Here is an 18,041-nt window from a genome sequence, read left to right on the forward strand (position 1 = left end):
CCCATCCAAACAGGGAGAGCCCCATGAACCGAAGCCTGCTGTTCAAACTTGGCGCCATTGCGCTGCTGATCCTGCTGTTGCTGATTCCGCTGCTGATGATCAACGGCATCATCAGCGACCGCCAGCAACTGCGCGACGGCGTGCTGATGGACATCGCCCGCAGTTCCAGCTACAGCCAACGCATTACCGGCCCGGTCATGGTGGTGCCCTATCGCAAGACCGTGCGCGAGTGGAAACTCAATGAAAAGCTCAATAAACGCTACGAGGAAACCCGTGAAGAGCGCGGTCGTTTGTATTTCCTGCCGGACCGTTTTGAACTCGACGGCAAGGTGCAAACCGAACTGCGTGCGCGGGGCATCTACCAGGCGCGCCTGTTCCATGCCGACAACCGCATCAGCGGGCGTTTCGAGTTGCCGGCGCAGTTGGGCATTACCGAAAACTTTGCCGATTACCGTTTCGAGCCGGCGTTTCTGGCGGTGGGTATCAGCGATATTCGTGGCATCGAAAACGCCCTGAAGCTTGAGCTGGGCAGCCAACGCCTGGCCTTCTCGCCAGGCTCGCAAGTGGACTGGTTGGGCGAGGGCGTGCATGTGGCGCTGCCCGCGCAGGACAGCAAACAACCGGGCGTGGTGGACTTCGCTTTTGACCTGCGCCTGCAAGGCACCGAGCAATTGCAAGTGGTGCCGGTGGGCAAGACCAGCCAGGTGTCACTTGCGTCCAACTGGCCGCACCCAAGCTTTATCGGCAACTTCCTGCCGGCGCAACGAGAGGTCACCGACAAGGGCTTCAGCGCCAACTGGCAAACCTCGTTTTTCTCCACCAACCTCGAACAAGCCCTGCAAACCTGCCTGGACCGCCAGGGCTGTGAAGACTTCACCAACCGCAGCTTTGGCGTGAACTTCATCGACCCGGTGGACCAGTACCTCAAGAGCGACCGCGCGATCAAATACGCGCTGCTGTTTATCGCCCTGACGTTTGCCGGTTTCTTCCTGTTCGAAGTGCTGAAAAACCTCGCAGTGCACCCGATCCAGTACGCATTGGTGGGCGTTGCCTTGGCGTTTTTCTACCTGCTGTTGTTGTCGTTGTCCGAACACCTGGGCTTTGCGTTGGCCTACCTGATCTCGGCGAGTGCCTGTGTGTTGTTGATTGGTTTTTACGTGTGCCACGTGCTGCGCAGTGTTGTGCATGGCCTGGGCTTTTCGGCGGGGTTGGCGGCGTTGTATGGCTTGTTGTACGGGCTGTTGAGCGCTGAGGATTACGCGCTGCTGATGGGCTCGCTGTTGCTGTTTGGTTTGCTGGGTACGGTGATGGTGCTGACGCGCAAACTGGATTGGTATGGCGTGGGTAAACGCAAGGTTCGGGAGGTGGCGCAATGATTGGGTTGCGTGAAGATCAGCAGGTGCGGGCGCAATTGGTGGCAGGGATTGCCACCTTCCTCAGCAGCACCACTCTTCAATGTGGGAGCGGGCTTGCTCGCGAATGCGGTGGGTCAGAAACAGATGTGCTGACTGACACACCGCTTTCGCGAGCAAGCCCGCTCCCACATTGGATCGGGGGGCTTATCAAACTGGTGGCTGAGTCTCCAGCATCGAAGGCCGCTGTCTGACCTCGGCATACCAATCGGCAAGCTTGGGGTGGTTGGCGCGCCATTGCAGGTCGGGGTGGCGAAAGTCCAGGTAACCCAGGGCGCACGCCACGCTGATGGCGGCGATGTCGAAGTGGCTGGTCAGTTCGGCAATCGCTTCGGCTTCCAGCTCGGCGAGGGTGCGGTGGATCTTGTTACGCTGCCCCTCCAGCCATTGGTCCCAGTGTTTTTCTGCCGGGCGCATGGCGGTTTCGTAACGCACCAGCACGGCGGCATCCAAGATACCGTCGGCCATCGAGGCGAGGGTGAGGCGGCGCCAGCGGGCCGAGCCGTCACGCGGGATCAGCGGGTTGCCGACGTGCTGGTGGTCGAAGTAATCGAGGATCACCCGGCTGTCGTGCAGCACCGACCCATCGGCCAGGCGCAAGGCCGGGATCTTGCCCACGGGGTTGTCCTGCACCACCTGTGCATCGGGGTTGACCGGCGTCGGCATGCAGCCATGCAAGGCCACGCGGCCCTGCTGGCCAGTCTCGATCAGCAGCACGCGGACTTTGCGAACAAAGGGTGAAGCAGGGTTGTGAAACAAGGTCATGCTGGGCGCGGACATGGGCATTCCTCGGAAATGGCAGGGGCTAGCCTAGAGGGATTGTGGTTGTTTTTGAAGGCCTCATCGCAGGCAAGCCAGCTCCCACCTTTAACGGTGTTCACAATTCAATAGGTGGGAGCTGGCTTGCCTGCGATAGCGCCTTCAGCCACGCCGCTTAAACAACCCCCAAGCCCCAATGGCAGCAGGAACACCCAACCCCACCCAACTCAACGAATCCCACAACCCGTCCCCCAACAGCGCCGCAAACAACCCCGCCGCGCTGAGCAGGCCAATTCCCAACGGAATGCCAAACACCTTCCAGAAACTCGACTGGCGCGGCTTCATGACTTGGCTGCCTTGCGCCGCACAATCCACAGATAAACACCGCTGCCCAACACGATGATGGTCAGCACATCCAGCACCGCCCAGAGGATCTTCATCGGCATGCCGCCATAGTCGCCAAAGTGCAACGGCTGGGACATGCCCATGGCGTCCATGTACCACGGCCGTTCGGCGATGGCGGTGACGGCCAGGGTGCTGGCGTCGATCAGCACCGGCGTGAGCAGGTGCGAGGTCAGATGCGTGCTGCCCTTCATGAACACCGCGTAGTGGTGCTCGCTGGAAAAGCGCGTGCCGGGGAAGGCGATAAAGTCCGGCTCCATGCCGGGCGCGGCCTTGGCGGCGATGCTCAGCAATTCGCTGGCCGGTGCGCGCTGGGTCAGCGGCGGCGCGTTTTTGTACGGCTCGATCATGGCGCTGAGGCTGTCCTGGCGCCAGGCGGCGATGATCAGGTCGGCGCAGGCGCTGATCACGCCGGTGACGCCCACCACCAGCGCCCAGGTCAGCGTGACCACGCCGATCAGGTTGTGCAGGTCGAGCCAGCGCAGGCGAGTGGACTTGTCTTTACGCACGGTGGCGAACTTCAAGCGGCGCATAAACGGCAGGTACAGCACCGTGCCCGAGACAATCGCCACCACAAACAAAATGCCCATGAACGCCAGCAGCAACTTGCCCGGCAACCCGGCGAACATATCCACGTGCAAACGCAACAGGAACAGGGTCAGCCCGCCATTGGCCGCCGGGGTTTCCACTGCCTCACCCGTGCGCGCATCCAGCATGAAGGTGTGGGACGAGTTGGGCTCGGTGCCGGCCGTGGCGGCCATGATCGCGATCACGCCGTTCTTGTCGTCTTCGTCCCACGCCAGGTACTGCATGGCCTCGCCGGGGCGATGAGCCTGGGCTTTGGCCACCCACTGTTCAAGGTTCAGTTGCGGTGTATCGGCGGGCATCTGTGCCAGTTCCGGCTCGTTGCCCAGCAGGTGGTCGATCTCGTGGTGAAACACCAACGGCAAGCCGGTAAGGGCAAGCAGCAGCAGGAACACCGTGCAGATCAGGCTGGTCCAGGTGTGGATGAAGGACCAGCGGCGGATGGTTTTGCTTTTCATTTTCTAGCCTTCAAGCACACCGAAGCCGCCCACAGGGGCGGCCCGGTTGTTAACTCAGCCGATTACCACTGATAGGTGGCGCTGGCGACGACGCTGCGTTGGTCGCCGTAGTAGCAATAGAAACCATCGCAGGTTGAAATGTAGTCCTTGTCGAACAGGTTGGTGGCGTTGAGTTTCACCGAGGCACCTTTGAGGCTGTTGTCCAGACGGCCGAGGTCGTAGTGCACGGCCGCATCGAACACGGTGTAGGCGTCGGCCTTGCCCAACCACGTATTGCCTTGGTCGCCATAGGTATTGCCGGTGTAGCGTGCACCCAAGCCAATACCGAAGCCGTCGAGGACCCCCGTGTGCCAGGTGTAATCTGTCCACAGGGTTGCTTGCTGGTTTGGCATCAGTTGCAGACGATTACCTTTGTAGTCGCCTTTTTGCACTTCGGATTTGGCCAGGGTATAGGAAGCGATGACTTTGAGGTTGTCGGTCACATCAGACACGGCTTCCAGTTCCAGGCCTTTGACTTTCACTTCACCGGTTTGGTTGGTGACTGGAATGCTGCCGGCGGTAGTGGTGGTTACCAGCACGTTTTTCTGGGTCAGGTCATACACGGCAGCACTGAGCAAAGTGTTCGAGCCCGGTGGCTGGTACTTGATACCCAGTTCCCACTGTTTGCCTTCGGTGGGTTTGTAGGATTCGGTCGCCGAGGCGCTGGCATTGCTCGCCGGTTGGAAGGATTCAGCGTAGGAAATATAGGGTACGAAGCCGGAATCAAATACGTAGCTGAGTGCGGCGTTGCCGCTGAAATGTTTGATTCGGTCGGTATTGGTCGCATCTTTCTGGTTGAAGTAGGTGGTGCCCTGATGCACCCAGTCTTCGCGGCCGCCCAAGGTCAGGCGCCATTGGTCAAGCGCCATCTGGTCTTGAGCGTAGAGGCCGGTCTGCACGGTTTTCTGGTTGTAGTCGTAATAAGCCCCGGAGCGAGCGGGACGAACGATGGGCTGGCCGTAGATCGGATTGTTAACGTTGGTCTTCAGGCCATCGCCGTAAATCGACAGGTAAGCGTTATCGGTGCGCTGGTGATCCAGGCCGAGCAACAGGGTGTGGGAGATGTTGCCGGTGGCGAAGTCGGCCTGGAAGTTGTTGTCCAGGGCCAATTGGCCGATGTTCTCGTCCACGTTTGTCGAGGTGCGGCCGACGTTGCCGTCTGCGTCAACCATCGTGAAGGGATACGCACCTACGGTGAGTGTCTGAAATGACAACTCCGACTTGGTGTAGCGCAGGTTCTGACGGAACTGCCAGGTGTCATTAAAGCGATGCTCGAATGCATAGCCCAATGCGTAGTAGGTGCGGTCGTAGAACTCGTAGTTCGGGTCGCCCAGGTTTTTGTGATGGGAGATATCACCCAATGGTGATTTGATCTTGGTGCCCTGGATGGGCAAAAACTGGCTGGTGGCACCGGTATCGTCACGGGTGAACTGCGACAGGAAAGTCAGCTTGGTATCCGGGTCGATATTCCAGGTCAGGCTCGGCGCAATGTTGTAGCGCTTGTTGTCGATATGGTCGACCTGAGTGCCGGCATCGCGCACCACACCACTGAGGCCATACAGAAACTGCCCTTCATCATCGATCTTGCCGGTGCTGGCGAAGTTGATCTGGCGGTAGTTGTCACTGCCGTATTGCACTTGGATGGCGCTGCTTTGTTCTTCACTGGGACGACGGCTGACCATGTCCAGCAGGCCGCCCGGCGGCGTTTGGCCGTAGACCGACGAGGCCGGGCCACGCAGCAGGGCGAGGCGGTCGAGGTTCCAGGTTTCGGCTTTCGGGTTGGCGTACACGCCGCGTGGCAGTGGCAGGCCGTCGAGGAATTGCGTGGGTTCGAAGCCGCGCACGCGCATCCAGTCGTAGCGGGTGTCGCTGCCGTAGCTGGCCGACACGATGCCGGGCATGTATTTAACCGCGTCATCCAGGTTCTGAACGTTGCGGTCCTGCATCTGCTCGCGGGTGGCGACGGAGATCGAGCGCGGCGCTTCAACCAGCGCGGTGTCGGTCTTGGTGCCGGCCGCAGTGCGTTTGGCCAGGTAGCCGTCGACGGGCCCCCAAGCGCTTTCATCGCTGCCCTGGGCAATGATGCTGGTCTGCGCCAACGCCACGACACCTTCAGGAATGGCCACCAGCGTAAACGTCCCCGCGCTGCTTTGCTCCAACTGCAACCCCGTGCCACGCAACGCCTCACGCAGCGCGCCCTGGGCATCAAACTGGCCTTTGACCGGTGCCGAGGTCTTGCCCGCTGCCAGCGAAGGGTTAAGCGTCAGCGCCAAGCCGGCCTGGCTGGCGATCTGGTTCAGGGTGCTGGCCAATGGCGCAGCCGGCAGGTTATAGGCGCGCACGTTGCTAGCTTGCTCGGCGGCGATCAGCGCGGGGCTCGTCAGCGGGGCGCTGAGGGCAATGGCCACGGCTAACAGGCTGGGGCGCAACAAGGTGTCTAGCGTGCGGGACATGGGGCGGCTCCTGAATGAAAATATTTCTCAATTGCCTAGGTGCCGGACGAGAATCAAAAAGTGATAGGGCTGGGTGAAAATATTTTTTGAGGTGGCTTTGAGGGCCTCATCGCAGGCAAGCCAGCTCCCACCTTTGGAAGTGTGAACACCGTTAAATGTGGGAGCTGGCTTGCCTGCGAAGGCGATCGCCCAGGCGCTGAAAAACCTAAGGCTTACCCTTCACAGTCACCCACCACGGCGTGTGCTGCTCGATCTGCACCGGCAAGGTCGGCAGCAGGGCATTCAGCGCCAGCGTGGTGTCGTGCAGCGGGAAGCTGCCGGTGATGCGCAGGTCGGCCACGTTTTTGTCCACGCCCAGGTAGCCGGTGCGATAGCGGCCAAGCTCTGCAACCACATCGCCCAGGCGGGCGTTGTCGACCACCAGCATGCCGCGCGTCCAGGCGTCTGCGGCGGGTGTGAGCGCCAGCGCAGGGCCGAGGCCGTCGCTGCGCATCAGCACTTGCTGGCCTTCCTTGAAAATCTGTTCCTGATGCAGCGCCTCAGGCTGGGCGGCCACGGCAGATTGCAGCACGCTCAGGCGCGTGGCGTCGTCTTCGCGCTTGACGATAAACCGTGTGCCCAGGGCGCGCAGGTTGCCGTCGCGGGTTTGCACATAGAACGGCCGCGCATCGTTGTGGCCGGTTTCGACCAGGATTTCGCCTTCCTGCAACACGATCAATCGGCGTTTTTCATCAAAGCGCAGGTCAATGGCGCTGTGGGTGTTGAGGTTGATCAGCGTGCCGTCGGCCAGTTTCAGCGTGCGTTGCTCGCCGGTAGCGGTGCGTTGGTCGGCGAGCCAATAGTGGATCGGCACGTAACGCTCGCCGGCAAACAGCGCGAGGCCAATCACCAGTGCGATGCTGGCCAAACCGCCGCCCAACTTGCGCACGCGCTGGCGAATGCCCTGGCGTGACTGCAACAACGCCGCCCGCGCCGGGCCCGAGGCCATGCTGAAGCGCTGGTCGAGCATGCCCAACTGGCGCCAGGCGCGTGCGTGTTCTTCATCGCTGGCCAGCCATTTGGCGAACTCTTCCTGTGCAACCCGGCTGCCGTCGCCTGAGCCCAGCGACAGTTGCCAGGCAATCGCCGCATCCAGCACGCGGGCGGTGACCGGTTTGGAGCCTGTCACAGCGGCTCGCCATACAGCGCGATGTAGCACTGGCGAATGCCCTGGGCCAGGTACTGGCGCACGCGCGGCACCGACACACCCAGGCGCTGGGCGATTTCGGCGTGGCCCAGGCCGTCGAGGCGGTTATAGAGGAAGGCGGCGCGGGCCTTGCTCGACAGCTTGCCGAGCAGGCGGTCGATGGCCTTGAGGTCTTCGAGGATCAGTTGCTGCTGTTCGGGCGAGGGGTGTTCGCTTTCCGGGATCAGCATCAGTTCGGTGAGGTAGGCCTGCTCCAGTGCCGCGCGGCGGAAGTAGTCGAACAGCAACCCTTTGGCGATGGCCACCAGAAACGCGCGCGGCTCGCGGGGTTCGCGCAGTTCGTCGCGGCCCAGCAGGCGCATGAACGTGTCCTGGCTCAGGTCTTCGGCGCGGCTCGGGCAGGCCACATTGCGTCGCAGCCACGCCAACAGCCAGCCACGATGGTCGCGATACAACGCGCCAACAAGCTCACTGTGTGGGGTTTGGACCGACGACAAGGCATCACCGAATAAACAAGGGGTTTAAACTAACGAGAATTATTCGCGATTGTGTCAGAGGCCGGGAGTGGGCGCAATTGGCGTCTGTCGGGTAGTGGCCTGTCGCGATTATCTATTGTGGCGAGCCCGCTCGCCACAAGGTGCGGGGCGCTAGAAAGAGGGCGCTTGTTTGCGCCGTGTCCATTGGCTCAAGCGCTCTTGTAGCGCCTGTGGGCTGTCGATTCCCTGTTGGCGCGCACGGCTGAACAGGATGAGCATCAGCTCCGCCGTGGCCAACGCGTCGGCGCTGGCGTGATGGCGTTCGCCCACGTGCAGCGTGAAGTGGCTGATCCAGTCATCGAGCCCGGCTTCACGGATATTCGCGTCGGGGCACAACAGCGGGGCGATGTCGGCTACATCGAGGAACGGATGGGCCAACCGATAACCCAGGCTGTCCTTGAGCGCCCGGCACAGCATGTGTTGGTCGAACGGCGCATGGAACGCCAGCAACGGGCTGTCGCCGACAAAGGCCATAAAATCCAGCAAGGCTTCGGCCGGGTCGCTGCCGGCGGCAATCGCACTGGGGCCGAGGCCGTGGATCAACACGCTGGGGCCAACCTTGGTGTTGGCCCGTAGCAGGGTGCGCTCGAACATCTGCGAAAAATCCACCGCGCCATCCTCGATGACCACTGCGCCGATAGACAGCACCTGGTCGCGGTTGAGGTTCAGGCCGCTGGTTTCCAGGTCGACCACCACCCAGCGTTGCCCGCGTAAAGACCCGTCGCCCAAGGCTGCAGGCTTGGGCAAGTGCGCCAGTCGCTGCTGTTGGGTTGCGTCGAGCCCAGGCTTTTTCTTACGCAACCAACCGAACAGGCTCACAGCTGATACCGCAGCGTCAGGCTGCTTTGCAGGCGTTGGGCCTGGCGCAGGGATTCGCGCAGGATGCGCCGGTCCAAGTGGTTGAGGCTGTCGGGGTCGACACGGTTGGAATACGGCAAGTTCTCGCGGGTTTGCAGCTGATGCTGCTGCATGCGCGTTTGCTGGATAAAGTGATACGCCTCCTCATAGGCGGCGCCGTCCAGCGGTTCGATGACCTCCTTGGCCACCAGTTGGCGCAGGCGCTCCAGGGTGTTGTTGGTGTGAATACCATTGGCCAGGGCCAACAGGCGTGCGCCATCTACAAAAGGTGTAAGGCCCTGCACCTTGAGGTCGAGGGTGGCCTTTTCGGTGCCTTTGCGCGTCAGCACAAAGTCGCGGAAACGCCCGACCGGCGGGCGCTGGCGCAAGGCGTTCTCGGCCAGCATACGTTGGAACAACCGGTTATCGGCCACTTGATCCAGAATGCCCTGGCGCAGTTGCTCACAACCGCGCTCGTCGCCCCACACCACACGCACATCGAAATAGATGCTTGAGCCCAGCAAATTCTCCGGCGTGGCTTCGCGGATAAAGGCACCAAAACGCCGCGCCCATTCAGCCCGCGACAGGCACAGCTCGGGGTTGCCGGCCATGATATTGCCCTTGCACAGGCTGAAGCCGCACAGCGCCAGGCTTTGGTTGATCTGCTGCGCCAGTGGCAGCAGGCGGCCGCGGATCTCGGCGGCTTCGGCGGCGTCCGTGGCCTCGAACAGAATGCCGTTGTCCTGGTCGGTAAACAGGGTTTGTTCGCGGCGCCCTTCGCTGCCGAAACACAGCCAGCTGAAGGGCACGCCAGGGTCGCCTTTGTCGGCCAGGGTCAGTTCGATCACCCGGCACACGGTGTGGTCGTTGAGCAGGGTAATGATGTGGGTGATCTGGGTGGACGACGCACCATGGGCCAGCATGCGTTCCACCAGTTGGCCGATCTCGCCGCGAATCACCACCAGGTTTTCCACCCGGGGTGCGTTGCGGATGGTGCGGGCCAGGTGCACCAGGTCGACCCGTTGCAGGGAAAACAGGTCGCGCTCGGACACCACGCCACACAGGCGCTGGTCTTTTACCAGGCACACATGGGCGATATGCCGCTCGGTCATGGCGATGGCCGCGTCGAAGGCGCTGTGGTCCGGGCTTAAAAAGAACGGCGCCTGGGTCATATGGCCGGCGATGGCTTGATTGAAATCGCTGGTGCCATCGGCGACGACTTGGCGCAGGTCGCGCAAGGTGAAAATCCCCAATGGCGCCTTGTGTGCATCGACGATCACGATGCTGCCCACTTGTTGCTCATGCATCAGCGTCACCGCTTCGCGCAGTGGCGTGGTCGGGCTGCAGGTGACCGGGTGGCGCATGGCCAATTCACCCAGGCGGGTGTTCAGCGAATACTGGGTGCCCAGGGTTTCCACGGCCTTTTGCTGCACCTGCTGGTTGACCTGATCCAGCAGGCTGCTGACACCGCGCAGGGCAAAATCGCGAAACGGGCTGGAAAGGGCGAACAGCTTGATAAACGCCGGCTTGTTCAGTTGCAGGCAAAAGGTGTCTTCGGCGGCTTTGTGCTCGGTGCGGGTGGCACGCTCACCCAGCAACGCGGCGAGGGGGAAGCACTCGCCGGTGGTGATTTCGAAGGTGGCTTGCGTCGAATCCGGCCGCTCGCCGACGACGCGGCCCTGCTTGACGATATAGAAGTGCTCCACCGGCCCGCCGGACGGTTTGAGAATGCTGTCGCCGGGGCCGTAGAAGCGCAGTTGGCACTGTTCGACCAAAAACGCCAGGTGGGCGTTTTCCATCTGGTTAAACGGAGGGAAGCGTTGCAGGAATTGCAAAGTGCCGTGGATGTTCTGCAACACGGCGGTTTTTCCCGCCTGCGTGAAAGCATCAGCTTTACTCATAACAGTGACCGCAGTTTTTTTGTCGTTATCGTCCTGCATGGTCGACTCCCGCGCGGCGGGTGCCCATTGGACGTAAGTCTAGGTCTCGGTAAAACCCACTACGACTAGGGAAAAACCTTACATGACTATCGTCCAAACCCCGTAGAACGCCCACTAGGCAAACTTTCCGACGAAGTGCACATTGTTCGCCCTTCCGCAGATGTCTGACGAGTGTGCTGGGAGCTTGAATAGAACTGCTGAGAAACGTATGTCCGACCACGATATTTTGAGTGATGCCGAGCGCGAGGCGCTGAGCGCCGTGATGCTGGAACCCGATCTGCCGCCACAACGGGTGTTGATTGTCGATGACGACAAGGACGCACGTGAATTGCTTGCGGAGATCCTGGGTCTGGACGGCATTCGCTGCATGACCGCCGACAGTGGCGAGACAGCGTGGGATTTGTTGAGCTCCAGCAGTTCCATCGGTTTGCTGATCACCGATTTGCGCATGGCGCCGAGCAACGGCCTGCAATTGATTCGCAAGGTGCGCGATTCCACCCGTGCGGCGTTGCCGATCATCATCATGTCGGGAGACGCGGAAGCGCCGGATGTGATTGATGCGATGCATTTGAGCGTGGTGGATTTTTTGCTCAAGCCCATTGATAGCGTGAAGTTGGCGAAGATGGTCAAGCGGGAATTGGGGATGGCGCAGTAGTTACCGCTGGTCGGACTTCTGTAAGAACTGTCAACTTTGACAGTAGCGGTGGTGTGAGCATAGCTGTTCACTTGGTTTGAAGGCGGTCGGAATCACCGCCTCAACTTACTAGAGAGCAGAGGCCAGTCATGAGCACAAATGGAAGTTCCACTACTGCCAATTTTATGAAGCTGGAAATCACCAAGAACGGCAGCGTTTATAAAAGTTTTGATTCTCACGATGTTAATGTTGAAATGACGGGCGAAGACTCCGGGCTCTACAGCTATCGGGGGGTTGATTCATTCTCTGTGCTTTTTAAACCTCAAACTGAGGATGGGGTCGCTACCTATAAATTTGAAAGCAAGGATGAAAAATTTATTTGGACCTTGAAGGACGGTATTAGCAATAAATATTTTTTTATGAGCGGTACTTTGAAGGAAACTGTCACCCACTCCGCGAGCAAACGGGTATATGAGCTGAATGGGATGTTTACATATAAGGAAGTCGAATATAAAGTTGTAGGCACTGCTGAGTGGAATGATGATTTGTAATTGATTATGTTGCTCTGTAAGCCTTCCTGGTTTTTTGGAAGGCAGGTATTTGGAGTTTTATTGCTCTAGGCAGCACTTTGTAGGTGCGCGAGAGGTTGCTCATTGTAACGATTGATTAATGAGCCTTATGAAGATGGATGTCAGACAGTTATGTTTTGTCGAACGGCAGTCCAATTGTTTAACTCATTGTATGAAGTGCAATGGCTAAAACAGTAAAGCCCTGATCTTGCGATCAGGGCTTTTTTCATTTATAGGCCGTTTTTAGTCTTGAACTCACCACGCCGACGATGCCACACCGGCTCGGTATACCCATTCGCCTGTTCAGTTCCTTCAATCACCCACCCGCTGGACCGTCGGCGGTCATGCATCTGCTGATCCATCTTCTTTCTGAACTGTCAGTTCTCACAGTAGGCAAGCCGGCGAGTGAGGTGTTTACTTGGCTGGAGAGTTCTGGTCTTCAGCCAGCGACTCAAACTATCCAAAGGAGCTCGTTATGACTATTGAAAAGCCTATTGGTACAGCAGAAGAAAACGATGCAACCATTGAAATTCTCAGGGATGGCGAGGTCCGAGTTGTAAAACCTTCAGAGGTGAGAGCGAGCTGGAGCTATTTTTCGGTCACCATTGACGGAGCTGACTCCTTGATGGCTGAGTACGGAAAAACACTGTCCCCCGGTAATAGCCATTATGAATTCAGCTTTCCACGAGATCCAGAGGCCCCAGAAGGCCCGATCCATCGAGGTAATATTGATTATAGAGACGAAGAAGGTCTTTATTTTCTTACGCCTATATCTGGGAAATTTGTAGTTACTTTCGAAAATGCTGGCGCTCCGAAGACTTATAAAAACACTATTACCTACACAAATTTGCAATTCGAGGTTGATGGGCAGGAAGTCACGATTAACGGTACTTGTGAGGCCACCCTTATTTCTGATTGATTTCTGTCCAATTAAAAAGCCCTGTTCTCACGAACAGGGCTTTGTTTTTTCAGCGCTTAATCAAAGCCCATTCTTGGCCTTGAACTCCCGACGCCTGCGATGCAACACCGGCTCGGTATACCCATTCGGCTGCTTGGTCCCTTCAATCACCAACTCCACCGCCGCCTGGAACGCGATGTTGCTGTCGAAATCCGGCGCCAGCGGACGGTACAACGCGTCCCCGGCATTCTGACGGTCCACCACCGGCGCCATGCGTTTGAGGCTTTCCATCACCTGGGCTTCGTTGACGATGCCGTGGCGCAACCAGTTGGCGATGTGCTGGCTGGAGATGCGCAGGGTGGCGCGGTCTTCCATCAGGCCCACATCGTTGATGTCCGGCACTTTCGAGCAGCCGACGCCCTGGTCAATCCAGCGGACGACATAGCCGAGGATGCCCTGGGCGTTGTTGTCCAGCTCGTTGCGGATTTCTTCTTCGGACCAATCGGTGTTGCTGGCCAGAGGAATGGTCAGGATGTCGTCTACCGAGGCGCGCTCGCGCTTGGCCAGCTCGGCCTGGCGGGCGAACACATCAACCTTGTGGTAGTGCAGCGCGTGCAGCGCAGCAGCCGTCGGCGATGGCACCCAGGCGGTGTTGGCGCCGGCCAGTGGGTGGGCGATTTTCTGTTCGAGCATCGCCGCCATCAGGTCAGGCATGGCCCACATGCCTTTACCGATTTGCGCACGACCTTGCAGGCCGGTGCTCAGGCCGATATCGACGTTCCAGTTTTCGTAGGCGCCGATCCATTTTTCAGCCTTCATGGCGGCTTTGCGCACCATCGCGCCGGCTTCCATGGAGGTGTGGATTTCATCGCCGGTGCGGTCGAGGAAGCCGGTGTTGATAAACACCACACGCTCGCTCGCCGCCTTGATGCAGGCCTTGAGGTTGACCGTGGTGCGGCGCTCCTCGTCCATGATCCCGACTTTCAGCGTATTACGCGGCAGGTTCAACACGTCTTCGATGCGGCCAAACAGCTCATTGGTGAACGCTGCTTCTTCGGGGCCGTGCATCTTCGGTTTAACGATGTACACGGAGCCGGTGCGGCTGTTCTTGCGGCTGCTGTTACCGTTGAGGCTGTGGATCGCCGCCAGGCTGGTGAGCAGGCCGTCGAGGATGCCTTCCGGCACTTCGTTGCCCTCTTTATCCAGGATCGCGTCGATGGTCATCAAGTGGCCAACGTTGCGCACGAACAGCAGCGAACGGCCGTGCAGGGTCACGTCCTGGCCATCCACGCCGGTGTAGACACGGTCGGCGTTCATGGTGCGGGTGAAGGTCTTGCCGCCCTTGGCCACTTCTTCGGCCAGGTCGCCCTTCATCAGGCCGAGCCAGTTGCGGTAGATCACCACTTTGTCATCGGCATCGACGGCGGCGACGGAGTCTTCGCAGTCCATGATGGTGGTCAGCGCGGCTTCCATCAGCACGTCTTTGACGCCGGCGGCGTCGGTCTGGCCGACCGGGGTGCTGGCGTCGATCTGGATTTCGAAGTGCAGGCCGTTGTGTTTAAGCAGGATCGCAATCGGCTCGGCCGCAGGGCCCTGGAAACCGATCAGCTGTGCATCGTCGCGCAGGCCGCTGTTGCTGCCGCCCTTGAGGCTGACAATGAGCTTGCCATCCACCATCTTGTAACCGGTGGAGTCGACGTGGCTGCCGGCGGTGAGCGGCGCGGCTTCGTCGAGGAAGGCGCGGGCGAAGGCAATTACCTTGTCGCCACGCACTTTGTTGTAACCCTTGCCCTTCTCGGCGCCGTCGGCTTCGCTGATGGCATCGGTGCCATACAGCGCGTCATACAGCGAGCCCCAGCGGGCATTGGAGGCGTTGAGGGCAAAGCGCGCATTCATGACCGGCACGACCAACTGCGGGCCGGCCATACGGGCGATTTCGTCGTCGACGTTTTGGGTCGAGGCCTGGAAGTCTGCGGCTTCTGGCAGCAGGTAGCCGATATCTTGCAGGAAGGCTTTGTAGGCCACCGGGTCGTGGGCCTGACCGGCGTGGGTCTGGTGCCAGGTGTCGATCCGCGCCTGGAAATCATCGCGTTTGGCGAGTAGGGCTTTGTTCTTCGGTGCCAGGTCGTGGATGACCTTGTCGGCGCCGGCCCAGAACTGGTCGGCAGTAATGCCGGTGCCGGGAATGGCTTCGTTGTTCACGAAGTCGAACAGGACTTTGGCGACCTGCAGGCCACCGACTTGAACGTGTTCAGTCATTGCTTGCCTCACTCTGCGGAGCTTATGCGCTGTTTCAGATTTTCATTATGTAGTGCACGGTTGGGCATACTACATGATGACTTGCGGTTGTGAAAATTAGACTAAATACGTCGTTTAGCGACTCATTTTGGTCGTACGGTCACAGCGGAGAATCGGATGTTCTCAAAAAACTATTGGATTGTTCCAGATAAATATAAAAATGGTACACGATTTGTTTTCGAGGGCGTCTGCGTCCACCTTGTAGATTGATTTCCAGAGGACTTCGCCATGGACCATCTTGTACTCACTATTATCGCCGCCGACAAACCCGGCCTGGTTGAACGCATCGCGCAGAATATCGCCGCCCACGGCGGCAACTGGCTGGAAAGCCGCATGGCGCATATGGCCGGGCAGTTTGCCGGGATCTTGCGGGTCAGTGTGCCGACGGAACAGCGTCAGGCCCTGGTGGGGGCGCTGGAGGACTTATCCACACACGGAATCCGTGTGCTGGTAGGCGAGGGCAGCAGCGGGCAGGCATCGGCGTCCAAATCGATCATGATGACGCTGGTGGGCAATGACCGCGCGGGCATCGTGCGCGAAATCACGGCGCTGCTGAGCAAACAAGGCGTGAACCTGGCCAGCCTGAGCACCGATGTGCGTCCGGCGCCCATGAGCGGTGATCCACTGTTCAGTGCCGAAGCGCTGCTGCAAGTGCCGGCCGCGTTGTCCCTGGATACCTTGCAGCTGTCCCTGGAAACCTTGGCCGATGATTTGATGGTGGAACTGCACCACGAGGAATAATCGGCCCACAGGGTTATGCATGGAAATCTTGCATGGGCCTGTGGATAACCTGTAGAGACCCGGCGCCAGGCCACGCTGGCCGGGCTTCTTCGTCGATTGAGCAAAAAACGAGCAGTTTCAAGGGCTTGTGCACAAATGGCGGGGATCAGGCTGTGGATCACCTTGGGGTGAATGCTTGCAAGCCACGTGCACTGTGGCTTGCAGAGGTTTGTACGTTATCTGATCAGCGTTTGCGCACCGTCAGCCAGGCATCCAGGCTGTAGACCACCAGGCCTGCCCAGATAAACGCGAAGGCAATCAGCGTGCTGGTCGCCAGGTGTTCGCCGAACAGCAGCACCGCTTCCAGCAGTACCAGCGTCGGCGCCACGTACTGCAGAAAGCCCAGCGCGGTGTAGGGCAGATGCCGTGCGGCGGCGTTGAAGCACACCAGCGGGATCAGCGTCACCGGGCCTGCGGCCACCAGCCACCAGGCTTCGGAAGTGCTCCAAAACTCAAGTTGCGCACTATGGGCCGACGGGTTGAACAACAACCAGGCGACGGCGATCGGCACCAGCATCCAGGTTTCCACCACCAGCCCCGGCAGCGCCTTGACCGGCGCCTGTTTACGGATCAATCCGTAGAAGCCGAAGGTCAGCGCCAGCACCAGCGACACCCACGGCAAACTGCCGACTTGCCACACTTGCTGCGCCACACCCACCGCCGCCAGCCCGACGGCGATCCATTGCAGGCGGCGCAGGCGCTCGCCCAGGATCAGCATGCCGAGCAGCACATTCACCAACGGGTTGATGTAGTAACCCAGGCTCGCTTCCAGCATGCGCCCGCTGTTCACCGACCACACATAGGTCAGCCAGTTGGCCGCAATCAACGAGCCACTGAGTGCCAGTATCGCCAGACGCTTGGGGTTGTCACGCAGTTCGCGGAACCAGCCGGGGTGCTTCCACACCATCAGCAGCAAACCGCCAAACAGCGCCGACCACAACACGCGGTGCACGATGATTTCGGCGGCGGGAACACTGGCGATGGCTTTGAAATAAAGTGGGAACAGACCCCAGATGACATAGGCACTCAGGCCCAGGATGTACCCCTTGCGGGGGTTGGCGGCGTGCATTGCAGAATCCTTGCTCAGGCAGCTTACAAAGCGCGATTGTAAGGATTTTTGTCAGGCAAGGCAGGGGCTTTTCTGTGGGCGCTGGCTTGCCTGCGATGAAATCACCTGGGTGCCACTGAAACACCGAGTTGTCTGAATCGCAGGCAAGCCAGCTCCCACACCGGTGGTGTCCTGCGCTTTAGAAGAGTTTCAGGGGTTCTTCATTGAGCGCCGACAGTTGCTCGCGCAAGGCCAGCACCTGGTCGCCCCAATACCGCTCGCTGCCAAACCACGGAAAGCTGTGGGGGAACGCCGGGTCATCCCAGCGGCGGGCCAGCCAGGCGCTGTAATGCATCAGGCGCAAGGCGCGCAGGGGTTCGATCAAGGCCAGTTCGCGTGGGTCGAAGTCGTGGAACTCCTGATAGCCGTCCATCAACTCCGACAATTGGCCCAGGCATTCCTGGCGGTCACCGGCGAGCATCATCCACAGGTCCTGCACGGCCGGGCCCATGCGGCAGTCATCCAGGTCGACGATGTGGAACATCTCGTCGCGGCACATCATGTTGCCTGGGTGGCAGTCGCCGTGCATGCGGATGTTCTTGTGTGGCGTGGCCTTGTACACCTCTTCCACACGCTTGAGCAGGTCGCGCGCGACGGACTCGTAAGCGGGCAGCAGGCTCTTGGGAATGAAATTGCCTTCGAGCAAGGTGTTGAGGGAATCGTGACCGAAGTTCTTCACGCCCAAGGCTTCACGGTGTTCAAACGGGCGGGTGGAGCCCACGGCGTGCAAGCGCCCGAGCAATTGCCCAAGGCGATACAACTGGTCGAGGTTACCCGGCTCCGGCGCCCGGCCGCCACGGCGTGGGAACAGGGTGAAGCGAAAACCCGCGTGTTCGAACAGGCTTTCGCCGTTGTGGATCATCGGCGCGACCACCGGCACTTCACACTCGGCCAGTTCGAAGGTGAAGCGGTGTTCTTCCAGGATCGCTTCGTTGGTCCAGCGCTGCGGGCGGTAGAATTTGGCGATCAGCGGTTCGGAGTCTTCGATGCCCACCTGATACACACGGTTTTCGTAGCTGTTGAGCGCCAACACGCGCGCATCGCTGAGGAAGCCGATACTTTCGACGGCGTCGAGTACTAAATCAGGGGTGAGTGTTTCAAACGGGTGGGCCATACGAACTCCTGCGCGCAGCAGGGCGCCGCGTCC

General features: G+C 59.7%; 16 protein-coding genes. 5 read left to right on the forward strand and 11 right to left on the reverse strand.

Annotation, left to right across the window (positions count from 1 at the left end; all coding sequences use genetic code 11):
• Positions 1–23: 23 nt before the first annotated feature.
• Positions 24–1,376 carry a cell envelope integrity protein CreD gene (gene creD / locus QF043_RS00825; RefSeq protein WP_307417210.1) on the forward strand — a complete coding sequence of 451 codons (1,353 nt, stop codon included), beginning with the start codon at positions 24–26 and terminating at the stop codon, positions 1,374–1,376.
• A gap of 186 nt (positions 1,377–1,562) precedes the next feature.
• Here the strand turns inward: creD and QF043_RS00830 are convergent, their stop codons facing one another.
• The 8 genes from QF043_RS00830 to QF043_RS00865 all read right to left on the reverse strand — a co-directional run bounded on the left by QF043_RS00830 (position 1,563) and on the right by QF043_RS00865 (position 10,568).
• A complete protein-coding gene (locus tag QF043_RS00830; protein ID WP_307417211.1) occupies positions 1,563–2,192 on the reverse strand; it encodes a glutathione S-transferase in 630 nt (209 codons plus the stop codon).
• 141 nt (positions 2,193–2,333) lie between these two features.
• Positions 2,334–2,516: a hypothetical protein gene (locus QF043_RS00835; RefSeq protein ID WP_307417212.1), complete on the reverse strand. Its 183-nt coding sequence runs from the start codon at positions 2,514–2,516 to the stop codon at positions 2,334–2,336.
• Entirely contained in the window at positions 2,513–3,616 is a 1,104-nt protein-coding gene (locus tag QF043_RS00840) for a PepSY domain-containing protein (protein ID WP_307417213.1), read from the reverse strand. The genes QF043_RS00835 and QF043_RS00840 overlap by 4 nt, the downstream gene beginning before the upstream one ends.
• Before the next feature lie 62 nt (positions 3,617–3,678).
• Positions 3,679–6,108 (reverse strand): TonB-dependent siderophore receptor, encoded by a 2,430-nt coding sequence (locus QF043_RS00845; RefSeq protein WP_307417214.1) that lies wholly within the window; start codon positions 6,106–6,108, stop codon positions 3,679–3,681.
• Positions 6,109–6,313: 205 nt separating this feature from the next.
• Positions 6,314–7,276 carry a FecR domain-containing protein gene (locus tag QF043_RS00850; protein ID WP_307417215.1) on the reverse strand — a complete coding sequence of 321 codons (963 nt, stop codon included), beginning with the start codon at positions 7,274–7,276 and terminating at the stop codon, positions 6,314–6,316.
• Complete coding sequence (locus QF043_RS00855) at positions 7,273–7,791, reverse strand: RNA polymerase sigma factor (RefSeq protein ID WP_058420525.1); 519 nt, start codon at positions 7,789–7,791, stop codon at positions 7,273–7,275. Before QF043_RS00855 ends, QF043_RS00850 begins: the two co-directional genes overlap by 4 nt.
• A 150-nt stretch (positions 7,792–7,941) precedes the next feature.
• Positions 7,942–8,649, reverse strand: a complete 708-nt coding sequence (locus QF043_RS00860) for a PolC-type DNA polymerase III (RefSeq protein WP_307417216.1) — start codon at positions 8,647–8,649, stop codon at positions 7,942–7,944.
• Positions 8,646–10,568 carry a putative nucleotidyltransferase substrate binding domain-containing protein gene (locus QF043_RS00865; protein ID WP_307417217.1) on the reverse strand — a complete coding sequence of 641 codons (1,923 nt, stop codon included), beginning with the start codon at positions 10,566–10,568 and terminating at the stop codon, positions 8,646–8,648. The genes QF043_RS00860 and QF043_RS00865 overlap by 4 nt, the downstream gene beginning before the upstream one ends.
• Positions 10,569–10,815: 247 nt before the next feature.
• On the opposite strand from QF043_RS00865, the gene QF043_RS00870 reads away from it, so the two are divergent.
• From QF043_RS00870 to QF043_RS00880, 3 genes are all read left to right on the forward strand, one after another.
• The gene (locus QF043_RS00870) at positions 10,816–11,262 is read left to right on the forward strand and encodes a response regulator (protein ID WP_056857812.1); all 447 of its coding nucleotides are present in this window, start codon (positions 10,816–10,818) and stop codon (positions 11,260–11,262) included.
• A 128-nt stretch (positions 11,263–11,390) separates the two neighbouring features.
• Positions 11,391–11,792, forward strand: a complete 402-nt coding sequence (locus QF043_RS00875) for a hypothetical protein (RefSeq protein WP_307417218.1) — start codon at positions 11,391–11,393, stop codon at positions 11,790–11,792.
• Between the two features lie 493 nt (positions 11,793–12,285).
• The gene (locus tag QF043_RS00880; protein ID WP_307417219.1) at positions 12,286–12,729 is read left to right on the forward strand and encodes a hypothetical protein; all 444 of its coding nucleotides are present in this window, start codon (positions 12,286–12,288) and stop codon (positions 12,727–12,729) included.
• Positions 12,730–12,789: 60 nt separating this feature from the next.
• Here QF043_RS00880 and QF043_RS00885 read toward each other — a convergent pair whose 3' ends face one another.
• Complete coding sequence (locus tag QF043_RS00885; protein WP_307417220.1) at positions 12,790–14,967, reverse strand: malate synthase G; 2,178 nt, start codon at positions 14,965–14,967, stop codon at positions 12,790–12,792.
• Between the two features lie 267 nt (positions 14,968–15,234).
• Here QF043_RS00885 and QF043_RS00890 point away from each other — a divergent pair, with 267 nt between their 5' ends.
• Positions 15,235–15,747: a glycine cleavage system protein R gene (locus QF043_RS00890; protein WP_017138018.1), complete on the forward strand. Its 513-nt coding sequence runs from the start codon at positions 15,235–15,237 to the stop codon at positions 15,745–15,747.
• Between the two features lie 223 nt (positions 15,748–15,970).
• On the opposite strand, the gene rarD is transcribed toward QF043_RS00890, so the two are convergent.
• Positions 15,971–16,855: an EamA family transporter RarD gene (gene rarD / locus QF043_RS00895; protein WP_017138019.1), complete on the reverse strand. Its 885-nt coding sequence runs from the start codon at positions 16,853–16,855 to the stop codon at positions 15,971–15,973.
• Between the two features lie 178 nt (positions 16,856–17,033).
• A complete protein-coding gene (locus QF043_RS00900; protein ID WP_017138020.1) occupies positions 17,034–18,008 on the reverse strand; it encodes a serine/threonine protein kinase in 975 nt (324 codons plus the stop codon).
• Positions 18,009–18,041 lie beyond the last annotated feature (33 nt).

The sequence above is a fragment of the Pseudomonas sp. W3I7 genome (assembly GCF_030816095.1).
GTDB classification, from domain to species: Bacteria; Pseudomonadota; Gammaproteobacteria; order Pseudomonadales; family Pseudomonadaceae; genus Aquipseudomonas; species Aquipseudomonas salomonii.

Excerpts from the sequence above, each read along its gene's own strand:
- QF043_RS00830 (WP_307417211.1), bottom strand. The coding sequence starts at position 2,192 with ATGTCCGCGCCCAGCATGACCTTGTTTCACAACCCTGCTTCACCCTTT.
- rarD (WP_017138019.1), bottom strand. The coding sequence starts at position 16,855 with ATGCACGCCGCCAACCCCCGCAAGGGGTACATCCTGGGCCTGAGTGCC.
- QF043_RS00870 (WP_056857812.1), top strand. The coding sequence starts at position 10,816 with ATGTCCGACCACGATATTTTGAGTGATGCCGAGCGCGAGGCGCTGAGC.
- QF043_RS00835 (WP_307417212.1), bottom strand. The coding sequence starts at position 2,516 with ATGAAGCCGCGCCAGTCGAGTTTCTGGAAGGTGTTTGGCATTCCGTTG.
- QF043_RS00900 (WP_017138020.1), bottom strand. The coding sequence starts at position 18,008 with ATGGCCCACCCGTTTGAAACACTCACCCCTGATTTAGTACTCGACGCC.
- QF043_RS00875 (WP_307417218.1), top strand. The coding sequence starts at position 11,391 with ATGAGCACAAATGGAAGTTCCACTACTGCCAATTTTATGAAGCTGGAA.
- QF043_RS00865 (WP_307417217.1), bottom strand. The coding sequence starts at position 10,568 with ATGAGTAAAGCTGATGCTTTCACGCAGGCGGGAAAAACCGCCGTGTTG.
- QF043_RS00840 (WP_307417213.1), bottom strand. The coding sequence starts at position 3,616 with ATGAAAAGCAAAACCATCCGCCGCTGGTCCTTCATCCACACCTGGACC.
- QF043_RS00885 (WP_307417220.1), bottom strand. The coding sequence starts at position 14,967 with ATGACTGAACACGTTCAAGTCGGTGGCCTGCAGGTCGCCAAAGTCCTG.
- creD (WP_307417210.1), top strand. The coding sequence starts at position 24 with ATGAACCGAAGCCTGCTGTTCAAACTTGGCGCCATTGCGCTGCTGATC.
- QF043_RS00880 (WP_307417219.1), top strand. The coding sequence starts at position 12,286 with ATGACTATTGAAAAGCCTATTGGTACAGCAGAAGAAAACGATGCAACC.
- QF043_RS00890 (WP_017138018.1), top strand. The coding sequence starts at position 15,235 with ATGGACCATCTTGTACTCACTATTATCGCCGCCGACAAACCCGGCCTG.
- QF043_RS00845 (WP_307417214.1), bottom strand. The coding sequence starts at position 6,108 with ATGTCCCGCACGCTAGACACCTTGTTGCGCCCCAGCCTGTTAGCCGTG.